Raw genomic sequence first — 13758 nt, 5'->3', positions numbered from 1 at the left:
TACCTTTATGCAGTTACAAGCGGTTCAAGTTCTTTTTTAAGCTTAGCAAGACGTGTACGCAAATCATCAGTTCCTTTCAAGCGCAGTTCAAGCGTTGCGGGAGGAGCCAACTTTGCTCTGTCTGTATTATCATTTACCCAGCCTACAAGCAGCGCAGGCGAAACAGCGTCCGCATTCTCTGCCCATGTAAGACGCACTTTATCTCGTAAAATATCTGCCCTCTGTACCTGAATCTCCATAAGAAAGCGTTTGAACTCAAGTACACCGAGGAAGCTTATAAGCTCTGGCGGCAACGCCCCAAAGCGATCACGTATTTCAAGTTCGACATCCTGCATATGACCGGAATCTGTTGCGGACGAAAGAGCTTTGTAGAACTTCAGACGTTCTTTACCATCTGGAATATACGATTCAGGGATATGTGCATTGATGCCGAGGTTGATCTCCGTTTCAACTACAACATTTTCTTTTTCACCCTTTAGGCGTTTTACTTCCGCCTCAAGCATTTCAAGATACATATCAAGACCAACTCGCGCCATCTGTCCGGATTGTGCTTCGCCTAAGATGTTGCCGGCACCACGCAGACGCAAGTCTTCCATGGCAACCCTAAATCCGGCACCAAGGTAATCCAATTCCAGAATAATGCGTAATCGTTTGCGAGCCGGAGCTGGCAGTTTGTCCAGATTGTTAACAACAAAAACCGCATATGCTTGTCTGTCAGAACGCCCAACACGACCACGTAGCTGATAAAGCTGCCCTAGCCCGAACATCTGGGCCTGATCGACGATAAGTGTATTTGCTCGAGGAAAATCAAGACCTGACTCAACAATCGAGGTACAAACAAGAACATCAAGCTCACCATGCCAGAACTGATGCATGGTCTCTTCCAGATTTTTCTCGGACATTCTGCCGTGTGCCATCCCTATCCGGGCATGAGGAACCAACTCCCGCACATACTCTGCAACACGTTCCAGCCCTTCAACACGGTTATATACCCAGAACACCTGACCTTCACGGGCAAGTTCGCGCTCAAGCACACCTTTCAGTTCCTGCGCTTCACGCTCTATAAGGGCTGTCTGCACAGGTTTACGACCAACAGGTGCCGTTTCAATAACAGAAAGCTCGCGCACTCCAGACATGGATAACTGAAGTGTTCGTGGAATCGGTGTCGCAGTCAACGTTAGTACGTCAACATTACGCTTCAGTTTCTTCAACTTTTCTTTATGACGAACACCAAAACGTTGTTCTTCATCCAAAATAAGAAGACTCAAGTTCGGTAAATCTACATCGTCTGACAACAAACGGTGTGTACCGATCAAAATATCAATTTGCCCGCGTGCTGCAGCAGAAAGTACGTCTTTTTGGCGAGTGCGGGTTACAAAACGACTTAACAGGCCAATGTGTACAGGGAATCGTGAAAGGCGACTTTTGAATGTCTGATAATGCTGCTCAGCAAGAACAGTCGTCGGACAAAGCAACGCAACCTGCTTACCTTCACAGGCTGCACGGAAAGCTGCGCGAATTGCAACTTCAGTTTTGCCAAAACCAACGTCACCACAAACAAGCCTGTCCATTGGCTCCGGCTTTTGCATATCATCCAGCACATCCTGAATGGCTTTTGCCTGATCCGGAGTCTCCTCAAAGCCAAATGAGGCTTCAAATTCACGATACAGTTCATTCACCGGCCCATATGTGAAGCCCTTAGCAAGTCTGCGCCATGCATACATCTCCATGATGTCATGGGCAATTTTTTCAATAGCTTTCCGTGCCTTGGACTTACTTGCCTGCCATGCGGCTCCGCCAAGCTTATCCAAAACAGGCGCAGCACCATCCGGCCCTTTAAAGAGCTGGATCAAAGACAATCTGTCTACAGGAAGATATAGCTTATCTTCACCTGCATACTGCAGCAGTAAAAAGTCGTTTGAGACATCACCCAGATCAAGACGATGAAGGCCGCCGAATGTAGCGATACCATAATCTCTATGAACAAGATGCGCGCCTACTTTTAGATCGTCGTAATCCTTTAGCCCAGAAAATGCACCGGAACGGGTACGCACCTGCCGCTCAACTTTAGGCTGTAATACATCTTCACCGAGCAGCAGGATATTATCCCATTCAAGATCTATCCCGCGCCGGAAAGAGGACACCAGCGCAAACAATCCCCGTTCTCTCGGGGAGTAGCACATATGCGGCATCAAGCCGTCTTGCTCTGCGAGTGTTAAAAATTTTGTTCGACTACGATCTGTAGCAAAACTAAGTACAACCTGACGCTTCTCTTTCATCCATTCACGTAAATGACTAACAAGAGCATGCCATGGCCGTTCCGCATCCTCCGGCCGCTGAAAAATATCCTGAAAGGCTCCATAGCTACGTTCCTGCAATGAAGCGCCTTGTAATTCCACACCCATTTTTAATTCTTCAAAATGGATTCTCCGGACTTGCTGCCAGACAGCATCGGCAGTGCCCGTAGAACGAAGCACGCAACTTACGGGCTGGCGCACTCCATATTCTTCAGCCTGCGCGTCAAGAAATGCTTCCCATGAACGTTCAGAAACTTCCAGCGCTTCATTCATCCCACCTTCTGACGGCAGAACATAGACAGCGTCCTTCGGAAGCCAACTCTCCAAGAAACTTGATTTTTTATAGAAACACCCCGGAAGGAATGTATAATCTCCATTTGCTGCTGCGTGTTGCAATGCGGAAGACTGGCCATGAGCTAACGTGCCCTCTGCCTCTAACTGTTTCCACCAAACGGAAGCCTGCGCAATATTGGAGTCATTCAACACAACGGGGGCAGCAGGAAGCAACACGAGTTCTTGAATATTACCCCGGGAACGCTGTGAGGTTGGTTCAAAAAGGCGAATTTCTTCAAGAAGATCGCCAAAAAATTCCATTCGGATTGGAAGTGTAAAACCGGGACAAAAAATATCCAGAATATCACCACGCAGAGCGATTTCACCCGGCTGCGTTACAAGAGGAACGCGAGTGTACCCCCATTCTACAGCCTGCTCGATAATAAGATCCGGACCTGTTTCGTCACCGATTGTAAGTAATAACTCATTATGGGTAAAAATATCTTCAGGAGGCAGTGCAGGCAAAAAGTTATCGATAGAAAGCAATACACCCTGAGCAGCACGCTTCAAGCCCAGCCCATACAAGCTTGCCATTCTTGTTGCCCAACGTGATTTACCATACGTACCTGCTGGATGCTGTGGAATGGTAATCCATTCATCGTCCCATTGAGGTGTAGCTAATGAGGCAGCCCCTCGAGAGCAATCAGGAGTGAACAGCCGAAGCAGTCCATTCAGTTCTGCAAATTCTTTGGCATCACGCGCGATCACTACCACATTTTCGCCTCTGTCACGTAATGTACGGGCTAATCGCGCCTGACTTGCAGGCCCGCTGCGCGCAACATGAACAACGGCATTCTTCTCATTCTGAATTTTTCTGACTATTTCAGAAAACAGCACTCGTCCCTGCTCCCGGATTATTGAATATATAAACTGAAAAAGCCGCCGGCCCTTTTAGGAAGGCAGGCGGCTTTTGCTTTTCAAGAGAAGTTAAACATCTTCGATGACATCCTCGAGGAAAAACTAAATCTGTCCGAGCACCTCAAGATCATCATTAGAAAGCAGACGATCAAGATCAAGCAAAATAAGCAGACGATCCTGAAGCTTACCAACACCACTAATGTACTCAGATTCCATACCTGCAACAACAGCCGGAGGCGGTTCAACCGTGCCTGCTGGAATACGCAGAACTTCTGACACGGAATCGACGACAAACCCGACAATCATGTTGTTGATTTCGATTACAATGATTCGGGTATGTTTGTCATGCTCTTTGGAGCTAAGCCCGAAACGCCTTCTCAGGTCAATGATAGGAATCACTTTCCCTCGAAGGTTAATTACCCCCTCAACAAAATCCGGAGCTTTAGGCACTTTAGTGATTTCCATAGTACGGATAATTTCCTGTACCTTAAGGATATCAACACCAAATTCCTCTTCACCTATACTAAAGGTGACAAGTTGCATCAGCTCGTCATCCTGCTTCTTCTGAGGCTCATTCATACAGAACAACTCCTTGCTTTCCCGAGCAGCGTAGTACGGGAAAAAATTAAGTGAAACGACATATACCTGTTCTCACAATCCAAAGCAACTACAGTGTGATACCACTGTTCATAAAAGCGGTTGTAAAAAAAGAGAGTGTTAGATAATATAACTTCGCTCAAAAGCAATTGAGTACAACGCTATCCGCGAGGAGTACCAAATTGATGGCGAACATCTTACCATTCCCCGAAGACACGCCTCTTGCTATGCAGATAAAATCACTTGGCGACGAGGAACTTCTTGACTTCTGGGAAGAAACACAATTTCTTGAACGCTTTCTGAAAGAAGGCACCCCTGTACAAAATCAGGACTCAATGCAATATGAAAAACTGATTCTACAGGAACTTCAACTGAGATCTTGCAGGCGCTGTGCCGCTACTGCTCAACTATAAGACTTTCCCTAAAGAAAACCCCTGCCGTTGATTTCTCATCGGCAGGGGTTTTCTTTTCTTAAGGCTTTATGCCCATCAGGCGTAGAAGACTTTCTCTACGCGCTCTCTAATCTGCTTTACGACCTACGCAGAAGTACGCAAACCCTTTCTCGGCCATTGTCGCGGCATTGTAAAGGTTACGTCCATCAAACAGAATAGGTGCGGTGAGCTGTTTCTTCACACGGTCAAAGTCAGGTATACGGAACTGATGCCACTCAGTAACAACCATCAGGGCCTGTGCACCATCAAGCGCAGCATATTGCTCATCAACGATCTCTACCAGGTCGTTGTCAGCAAAACGATCCTTCACTTTTTCGCCTGCAACAGGGTCAAATGCACGAATACGCATACCTTTTGCAGTAAGCTCTTCAATAATAGATAATGATGCAGCTTCACGAGTATCATCTGTATTTGCTTTAAAAGCGATACCCCACAGAGCCAATGTCTTTCCTTCAACACCACCCTGTGGTTCAAAGTATTCAACAAGGCGCTCTGCCATACGTTTTTTCTGACGCTTGTTCACGTTATCCACAGCTTCGAGTAACTCTGGAGTGTACTCGTACTGATGCGCCGTATGGATAAGCGCTTTAACGTCTTTAGGGAAACAAGAACCACCATACCCTACACCGGGATAGATAAACTCATATCCGATGCGATGGTCGGAACCAATGCCGGTACGAACGTCACGAACATCCGCGCCAACACGTTCACAAATATTTGCTACTTCATTGATGAAAGAAATCTTGGTTGCAAGCATGCAGTTTGCTGCATATTTAGTCATTTCAGCACTGCGAACACCCATTACGATCAGCTTTTCACGACTACGGGCAAATGGTGCATACAGTTCGCCAAGAACAGCTGCAGCATTTGCGTTCTCAGTACCGACAATAACGCGATCCGGCTTCATAAAGTCATTAACCGCATCGCCTTCTTTCAAGAACTCAGGGTTAGAAACAACTGCAAAATCAATTGATTCACCGCGCTTATCAAGTTCTTCCTGAACAAGGGAAGTAACAAAATCAGCAGTACCAACAGGCACTGTAGATTTATCAACAATAATTTTCGGGGAAGTCATTACCGCACCGATCTGACGTGCGACCTGCTCAACATAGCAAAGGTCACAAGATCCGTCTTCGCTGGAAGGTGTACCAACGGTAATGAATACCACGTCGCATTTCTCTATACCTTCCTGCAGGCTTGTTGTGAATGTGAGACGTTTTTCTGCGTAGTTACGCTGTACAAGCTCTTCCAACCCCGGTTCCCAAATATGAACCCGGCCATCAGAAAGCATTTCAACAACGTCTGGATTAACATCAACACATGTGATTGCATTCCCCATTTCTGCAAAACATGCTGCGCTTACCAAACCGACATAACCTGTACCAACAATACAAACGTTCATAAAAGAACTCCAGTTCATCCCTGCTGAGATGTCATATTTCATGTAATTTCATATTTCATGTAATTTCATATTTCACGTAAATATGGACACACTCCTTACTGAGTTGTATCTGAACAGTCAATTATGTGCAGAAAAATATTATGCAATAGCCAACAAAAACAAACTTAGTCTGCACAAGTGATAGGCGATTTATGCATGTCCGTCGGTTTAGCAAAATCAGTTAGTAGACGTGGTCAAACTTGTTTCGCACAGGTTTGCTACACTTTGGACATGAAGTTTATTGTAAAAGAGTGTATAACCTCTTTAGAGTCCGCAAAAACAATGTTTTCTTTGCGCGAGACTTTATATAAAGTGATTACATACATATGGGTTTACTTATATGAGGAGAAGATATGCCCGTTTTAGTCGTTAATATTGATCATGTTGCTACTCTTAGGCAACAACGTTTAGGTATCGAGCCAGAACCGGTAACTGCTGCACATTTTGCAGAGCTTGCTGGAGCACGTGGCATTATTATGCACCTTCGTGAAGACCGTCGTCATGTTCAGGATCGTGATATTGAACTGGTATCCCGTTGTCTGAATACCCGTTTCCATTTTGAAATGGCTGCAACTGAAGAAATGCATGAAATTGCACTTCGCATTAATCCATACATGATTTGTCTTGTACCGGAGAAACGCGAAGAACTTACAACCGAAGGTGGTCTTGCAGTAGCAGGACGCGAAGAGTTTTTCCGTGATTACCTTGCACCATTCCATGCAGCTGGCGTTAAATCCAGTCTGTTCATTGAAGCAAGTGAAAAGCAGATTGATGCAGCTCACGCTTGTGGTGCTGAATATATTGAGCTTCACACCGGTCATTTTGCAGATGCAAAAACTCCAGAAAAAATGCAGCTCGAACGCGACAAGATCATCAAAGGTGTAGCATATGCAAAAGGCATTGGTCTTAAAGTGAACCTCGGCCACGGCCTCAACTACACCAATGTATACGAATTCGCGAATGTTCCGGGTATCTCTGAATACTCTATCGGACACTCCATTGTATCCCGTGCAGTTCTTGTCGGTATGGATCGCGCTGTGCGCGAAATGAACGAAATCATCAGCACGTTTGCTGAGTAACAACACCGCGGAGTATTAAGTGATTGTCGGACTTGGCATTGATACAACGGAACTGGACCGCATCGAAAAATCGTTTGATCGACATGGAGACCGGTTCACTTCTCGTATCCTGCATCCGAATGAACAAGCGGCGCTACCCAAGCATCCTGTAGCCTATCTTGCAGCACGTTTCGCCGCAAAAGAAGCCGCAGTGAAAGCGCTTGGAACAGGATTCACGCAGGGCATTCAATTTCAAGATATTGAAATACAATCAGAAGCTTCCGGCAAACCGATCTTGATACTGCATAACAAAGCAGCAGAAGTTGCAGACACGTTGTCTGCAACACGGTACCATGTCAGCTTAACACATGGCAGAGATACAGCCTCTGCTGTTGTCATTCTTGAGTCTTTATAGACACTATAGCCTTTAGCGGAGGCTCAATGACATACCTTCCCCTGCCGACACCGGCGGAAATAAGCAGTTGGGATACTCAAGCAATTACTGCCTTCGGTATCCGTGAAGAAATTCTTATGGAAAACGCCAGCCGGGAAGCACTTCATGTGCTTCTCGAGCTGACGGGTTCAATTACAGACAAACGCGTGCTTGTATTTATGGGAAGCGGCAATAACGGCGGCGATGCTGCCGCCGTAGCCAGACATCTGCACAATCTTGGCGCAGATGTTCTGCTTCTCCATACAAAACGGATACGGGAGTACCATAAAACAGCTGGTTACCATTTCAAACTGGCCAGAGCTATCGGCACTTCGCACGCGTTGCTAACGCCTAAGAATGCTTCACGCCTTCTTCTCACAGAACAACCTGACATTATTGTAGACGGCCTGCTCGGCACGGGTATGCGCGGCACATTATCTTCTGATAAAATATGCCTCATTGAACACATCAATTCACTGGGTAAAAAAGCCTTTGTGTTTGCACTGGACATCCCGTCCGGTTTAAACGGCACTCTTGGCACTGCTGACCCTATAGCAGTTCGAGCCAATGCCACGGTGACGTTTGAAGCAGCTAAATGCGGGCTTGTTATGCCGGGAGCCTCTCAATGGGTTGGAAACCTGTATGTGCGCTCCATAGGAATCCCTGCACAAGTGCAAAAAATGCATCCTGTTTCTCATCTTATCATGACAGACAAAGTGCTCAATTTGCGTAGGCCTACATTGGAAGTAATGCATAAAGGCTCCGCAGGAAAAGTGTTGATTATTGGCGGTTCAAAAGGACTTACCGGCGCGCCGAACTTATCTGCACTCGGAGCCATGCGTTCCGGTGCCGGTTATGTAACTGTTGCATCTCCAGCGTTGTTGACTCAAGAAGTCAAAGCAGGACAACCTGAAATTCTGACACTGGACATTGGTACAACAGAAGAATGGCCTATGCATGTCCCCGAGACTCTGATTCGGGCAATCGAAAATTCAGACAGCATTATCATTGGTCCCGGCATGGGACGCTCTAAAGATGCAGCTACGTTTTTACGAAAGCTGATTGCGTTGCTCCGCCCACCAACGGTATTTGATGCAGATGCTCTCTATCATCTTGCCGAAGATAAAAATCTTTTACAATCACTGTCAGAACATGACATCCTCACCCCCCACCCGGGTGAAATGGCAAGACTCTGTCAAAAAACAATCAGTGAAATTCAAGTAAACAGGCTTCGGTCAGCAATCCTTCTTGCCGACATATTCAAGGGTACTGTTATCCTCAAAGGAGCAGTAAGTTGTATCGCGCAACAAGGAAAGCCGACGGTCATCTCTCCATTCAGCACTTCTGCACTTGCAGTTGCCGGATCTGGAGATGTACTTTCCGGAATTTTGGGAACCCACCTTGCTCAAGGAGTTCCGGCACGGGAAGCTGCCTGTCTTGGCGTCTATCAACATGGGCTAGCTGGAGAATTTCTTGAAAATGAATTCCCGCAAAGAGGGAATCTACCGCAAGAAATCGCTCATGCTTTGCCAAAAGCCGTAAGGAAATGCTTATGCTCACAGCCTACGACCTGATGACACAGAATCCACAGACAATTGCCCCGGAAGATGACGTTGTAACAGCAGCGCGCATTATGCTTGATAAACGCTACAACGGACTACCTGTAGTAGAGGCTGATGGAACTTTAATTGGCATTATCTGCCAAAGCGATCTCATCAACCAGCACAAACGTCTTAATGTTCCTTCGTTTTTTACAGTACTTGACGGTCTTATCCCTCTAGGTTTCAGTTCCAATACGGATGCAGAAATAAGAAAAATATCTGCCAGCACGGTTGCAGAGGCCATGACTCCAGCTCCTGCATCTGTAACAGAAGAAACACCTATTGACGAAATAGCGACGCTTATGGTGGATAACAAGTATCACTCGCTGCCAGTTGTCAAAAATGGCAAATTGGTAGGAATTGTGGGAAAAGAAGATATCTTACGTACACTCCTTCCAAAGGAAGAACCAAAAGAGTAATTAATCTGTGCTTCTTTATGTAAAAACCTCAGAAGAAACTGAACTTCTGGGAAAATATCTTGCACAGGCTCTCGTTTCTACAGATCCTGTGCAAACTATATTGTTCAAAGGCACACTCGGCTCGGGTAAAACAACTCTTATCCGCTCACTCGTCCAACACCTCCCAGGTGGGGATGAAGCCGAGGTAAGTAGCCCAAGTTTTAACGTATACAACCTGTACCCGACCACCCCGGAGACTGCCCATTATGACCTTTACAGGCTGGCAGGGGGTAGTGTCGACGAGTCATTCCACGAACTGTTGGATGAGGAACAGACACTTATGCTTGTCGAGTGGGCGGAGCACCTTCCTGAGCAGGAATACCCGAATGAATGGTTGCAATTCAGTTGGATTCCATGCGAAGAAGGACGACAAATTGACATTTTGGTAAAAGGGGCAGGAGCTACCCGTGTCATCGAGGCATTAAAACCACTTGTGACCTCGATGCAAGTAGCACCATAATTATTTCGTAGACTCGCTCTACCTTTCTCATTCTCTTTCTAACGACAAAGGAATCAGTATGCGTATTTTGGTTCAGAAGTTCGGCGGAACTTCAGTTGCCAACTTAGAGTGCATGAAAAAAGTACGTGAAAAAGTTCTTGCCGCTCGAGCCAAGGGATTTAAAGTAGTGGTTGTTCTTTCTGCAATGTCAGGAGAAACTAACCGACTTTTAGGACTTGCAAAAGAATGGTCCAACTCCCCTGACCCGGCGGAAATTGATGTTCTCGTCTCTACTGGAGAACAGGTATCTGTAGCGCTCTTTTCGATGCTGATGAAAGATGCCGGAGTTAACACCCGTTCCCTGCTTGGGTATCAAGTCCCCGTAAGCACAGACTGTGCACACGGCAACGCACGTATCCTTGGGATCAATCAAGAAAAACTACAGGAACTTCTTGAAAAGCATGATGTTCTTGCTGTTGCCGGTTTCCAAGGCTGCACCGATGAATCCCGCGTGACAACGCTTGGCCGTGGTGGTTCAGATACATCTGCAGTAGCTTTTGCTGCAGCACTTGGCTGCCAATGCGAAATCTACACTGATGTAGACGGCGTATACACCACCGACCCGAATATCGTGAGCAACGCTCGCAAAATGGACCGCGTTTCGTATGATGAAATGCTAGAAATGGCCTCCATGGGCGCTAAGGTCTTACAAATTCGTTCTGTTGAATTTGCTAAAAAATATAAAGTACCAGTACTTGTCCGTTCAACATTTTCAGACGCCCCAGGCACGTTAGTAACTCAGGAGGATTCACGCATGGAAGCCGTTTTAGTTTCAGGTATCGCATATGACAAGGATCAGGCGCGTGTAACGCTGCGCGATGTTCCGGACGTGCCGGGTATCGCTTCCAGTTTGTTCGGTCCGCTTGCAGAAGGCGGCGTTGTTGTTGATATGATTGTTCAGAACCCAAGCCGTGATAACAAGACTGACATGACATTCACTGTTCCGCGCGGCGATCTGGATAAAACTCTTGAACTAATGGCCAAAATCCAGAAAGAAACAAATGCGGCAGAAGTTCTGCACGATTTACATGTTTGTAAAGTTTCTGCAATCGGCGTTGGAATGCGTAACCACTCCGGCGTTGCTGCACAGGCATTTGATGCTCTGCGTAGAGAAAATATTAACATTCTCATGATTAGCACCTCAGAAATTAAAATTACCTGCCTTATCGAGGAGAAGTACACGGAGCTTGCAGTAAGAACACTGCACGATGCCTTCGGGCTCGGCAAAGAATAACAAAGTTGAAAGGGCCATGAAAAAAATTCAGATCTACGACACAAGTTTGCGTGATGGAACTCAATCAGAAGACATAAACCTTACCAATGATGACAAGCTTAAGATTGCTCTCAAGCTTGACGAACTTGGTATAGACTTTATTGAAGGCGGCTGGCCAGGGTCTAACCCTGTGGATATGGCATTCTTTAATGAAATTAAAAAGTTTTCATTAAGGCATGCAAAGATTGCGGCTTTCGGGAGTACTCATCACCCAGGCTTTACTGCGGAAAACGACCCCAATCTACGTAACTTGCTTAGTTCCGGGGCTGATGTGTGTACAATTTTCGGGAAGACGTGGGATATTCACGCAACCGAAGCGCTACGAATTCCGCTGGAACTGAACCTGGACATTATTCATGACTCTGTTGCGTTCCTAAAATCTATGGGTCGCGATGTTGTCTTTGATGCCGAACATTTCTTCGACGGCTTTAAAGCAAATCAGGAATATGCACTTGCTGCTATCACGGCAGCATACGGTGCTGGAGCTCAAACTCTTAGTCTGTGTGATACAAATGGTGGCACACTGCCGCATGAAGTATATCAGATTATACAGCAGATAGCTAAAGCATTACCGGATGCACAGCTCGGTATCCACGCTCACAACGATTGTGAACTGGCAGTGGCAAACTCCATTGCCGCGATACAAGCAGGTGCCACCCATGTTCAAGGAACCATTAACGGCATCGGAGAACGATGCGGTAATGCGAACCTCTGTTCCATCATCCCTACACTTGAGTTAAAATTCAACGATGAATACACAACTCTAGGTAAGGAAAAATTGGCATTGTTAACGAGCACCTCAGCATTTGTTACAGACGTTGCCAACATTATGCCATTCAACCGCCAGCCGTTTGTCGGCAGGTCAGCTTTTGCGCATAAAGGTGGTGTTCACGCAAGTGCGGTTAACCGAAACTCTGCACTGTACGAGCACATTGATCCAGAAATTGTCGGCAACAGACAGCGAGTACTTCTCACAGAACTTGCCGGACGGGCTAACATTGTCAACATGGCTAAAAAATTCGGATTCCATCTGGATAAAAATGAACCGGTTGTCAAAGGGCTGCTCAATGAATTAAAAAAACGTTCCAGCATGGGGTACGACTATGCCGCAGCAGAAGCATCTGTTGAGTTGCTTTTGCTCAAGAAGCTTGGTCGTCGTGGAGTCAGAGAGTTCTTTAAACTCAACCAGTTCCGAGTGCTGGAACTAAAAGAAGCTCAGGACCTAGATCCTATTTCTGAGGCTTCTGTAATAGTTGAAGTTGAAGGTGTTACCGAGCACACTGCCGCAACCGGCCGTGGTCCTGTTAACTCCTTAGATAACGCATTGCGTAAAGCACTCTGCAACTTCTACCCACGCCTCTCTGAGATGAAGCTGCTTGACTTCAAAGTTCGAGTCATGACAGCGGAAGATCCTGCGGGCGGTGGTACAGCTTCATTTGTACGCGTTCTTGTGGAATCTGGTGACCATCTATCCCGATGGGTAACTGTAGGCGTGTCCTACAACATCATTGAAGCCAGTTGGCAAGCTGTGGCTGATTCTATCACTTACAAGCTCTATAAAGATGAACACGAGCAACGTGCTCAAATTGAAAAAAACTAAGCTTCGCTTCGCGCCTCGTCCTAAAAATTGACGGGGAATAAGGTTAACTAAATGGCTGTAGGGAGTATTCCTTGCAGCCATTTTTATGTTCAGGATCCGACGAGTTCATATTTAATATCTATAAAAAAAGACCGGACATTGTCCGGTCTTTATCGTTGCGTCATAGGGATTAGCGCTGCCCCTAGATATTCTTTCCTTTTCTATAGGCTACTAGATCTTCAATAGTGAGCATTGGCATCTCATATTTTTTTGAAATCTTAACAAGCTCTGGCATACGTGCCATTGTACCATCTGAATTAGTAACTTCACAGAGTACGCCACAGTTTCCAAGGCCAGCAAGGCGCATAAGATCAACAGTTGCCTCGGTATGCCCCCGGCGCTCAAGAACGCCGCCTTCACAAGCACGAAGTGGAAAAACATGACCAGGACTGTTGATATCTGAAGAACTTGCACTGCCGCAAGATGCTGCTTTAATTGTGCGCACACGATCAGCTGCCGATACACCGGTAGTTACACCCTCTGCAGCTTCGATTGATACCGTAAACGCGGTCTGGTACTGGCTGTGATTTTCATCAACCATCATAGGCAGGTCAAGCTGCTTAACTTTCTCATCGGTCATGCAGAGACAAACAATGCCACTACATTCACGAATAAGTAATGCCATCTGTGCAGGGGTCAGGTGCTCTGAAGAAAAGATCATATCGCCTTCGTTTTCGCGATCTTCATCGTCAGTAACGATAACACCAAAACCTTGCTGCAAAGCGGCAAGAGCTTTTTCTACACGTTCCTCTGAGGTACCAAACTGATCAAGTAATGACTGATTCATTGAATTCTCCAAAAAGTTTAAGAATCGCAAGA

12 protein-coding genes are annotated in these 13758 nt (G+C 46.2%); 8 read left to right on the top strand and 4 right to left on the bottom strand.

Translation table 11 applies throughout. From position 1 onward, the window contains the following. Positions 1–5: 5 nt before the first annotated feature. Together mfd and F461_RS0113395 are read right to left on the bottom strand one after the other, a co-directional pair. Positions 6–3467, bottom strand: coding sequence for a transcription-repair coupling factor (gene mfd / locus F461_RS0113400; RefSeq protein ID WP_020001670.1), 3462 nt, complete (start codon positions 3465–3467; stop codon positions 6–8). A gap of 123 nt (positions 3468–3590) precedes the next feature. Next, positions 3591–4067 (bottom strand): chemotaxis protein CheW, encoded by a 477-nt coding sequence (locus F461_RS0113395; protein WP_020001669.1) that lies wholly within the window; start codon positions 4065–4067, stop codon positions 3591–3593. A gap of 203 nt (positions 4068–4270) precedes the next feature. Between F461_RS0113395 and F461_RS0113390 the strand changes: the two genes are divergently transcribed. Further along, positions 4271–4498: a hypothetical protein gene (locus F461_RS0113390; protein ID WP_020001668.1), complete on the top strand. Its 228-nt coding sequence runs from the start codon at positions 4271–4273 to the stop codon at positions 4496–4498. Between the two features lie 106 nt (positions 4499–4604). On the opposite strand, the gene F461_RS0113385 is transcribed toward F461_RS0113390, so the two are convergent. Continuing rightward, on the bottom strand, positions 4605–5939 hold the full coding sequence (locus F461_RS0113385) for a UDP-glucose dehydrogenase family protein (protein ID WP_020001667.1): 1335 nt from the start codon (positions 5937–5939) through the stop codon (positions 4605–4607). 392 nt (positions 5940–6331) lie between these two features. Between F461_RS0113385 and F461_RS0113380 the strand changes: the two genes are divergently transcribed. The 7 genes from F461_RS0113380 to cimA are packed head-to-tail and all read left to right on the top strand — an operon-like array spanning position 6332 to position 12900. Further along, entirely contained in the window at positions 6332–7057 is a 726-nt protein-coding gene (locus F461_RS0113380; protein WP_020001666.1) for a pyridoxine 5'-phosphate synthase, read from the top strand. Positions 7058–7076: 19 nt separating this feature from the next. Continuing rightward, positions 7077–7451: a holo-[acyl-carrier-protein] synthase gene (locus F461_RS0113375; RefSeq protein ID WP_020001665.1), complete on the top strand. Its 375-nt coding sequence runs from the start codon at positions 7077–7079 to the stop codon at positions 7449–7451. 26 nt (positions 7452–7477) lie between these two features. Then, positions 7478–9043: a bifunctional ADP-dependent NAD(P)H-hydrate dehydratase/NAD(P)H-hydrate epimerase gene (locus F461_RS0113370; RefSeq protein ID WP_020001664.1), complete on the top strand. Its 1566-nt coding sequence runs from the start codon at positions 7478–7480 to the stop codon at positions 9041–9043. Further along, entirely contained in the window at positions 9022–9489 is a 468-nt protein-coding gene (locus F461_RS0113365) for a CBS domain-containing protein (protein ID WP_020001663.1), read from the top strand. The genes F461_RS0113370 and F461_RS0113365 overlap by 22 nt, the downstream gene beginning before the upstream one ends. A 7-nt stretch (positions 9490–9496) precedes the next feature. Next, on the top strand, positions 9497–9988 hold the full coding sequence (gene tsaE, locus F461_RS0113360; protein WP_020001662.1) for a tRNA (adenosine(37)-N6)-threonylcarbamoyltransferase complex ATPase subunit type 1 TsaE: 492 nt from the start codon (positions 9497–9499) through the stop codon (positions 9986–9988). Between the two features lie 58 nt (positions 9989–10046). Further along, positions 10047–11261, top strand: coding sequence for an aspartate kinase (locus F461_RS0113355; RefSeq protein WP_020001661.1), 1215 nt, complete (start codon positions 10047–10049; stop codon positions 11259–11261). 16 nt (positions 11262–11277) lie between these two features. Beyond that, positions 11278–12900: a citramalate synthase gene (gene cimA / locus F461_RS0113350; protein WP_026364766.1), complete on the top strand. Its 1623-nt coding sequence runs from the start codon at positions 11278–11280 to the stop codon at positions 12898–12900. 181 nt (positions 12901–13081) lie between these two features. Here the strand turns inward: cimA and ribB are convergent, their stop codons facing one another. After that, positions 13082–13726 carry a 3,4-dihydroxy-2-butanone-4-phosphate synthase gene (gene ribB / locus F461_RS0113345; protein WP_020001659.1) on the bottom strand — a complete coding sequence of 215 codons (645 nt, stop codon included), beginning with the start codon at positions 13724–13726 and terminating at the stop codon, positions 13082–13084. Positions 13727–13758 lie beyond the last annotated feature (32 nt).

Source organism: Halodesulfovibrio aestuarii DSM 17919 = ATCC 29578 (assembly GCF_000384815.1).
Classification (GTDB): Bacteria; Desulfobacterota; Desulfovibrionia; order Desulfovibrionales; family Desulfovibrionaceae; genus Halodesulfovibrio; species Halodesulfovibrio aestuarii.
Note: the sequence above shows the minus strand (reverse complement) of the source record. Positions and strands in the feature narration are given on the sequence as shown.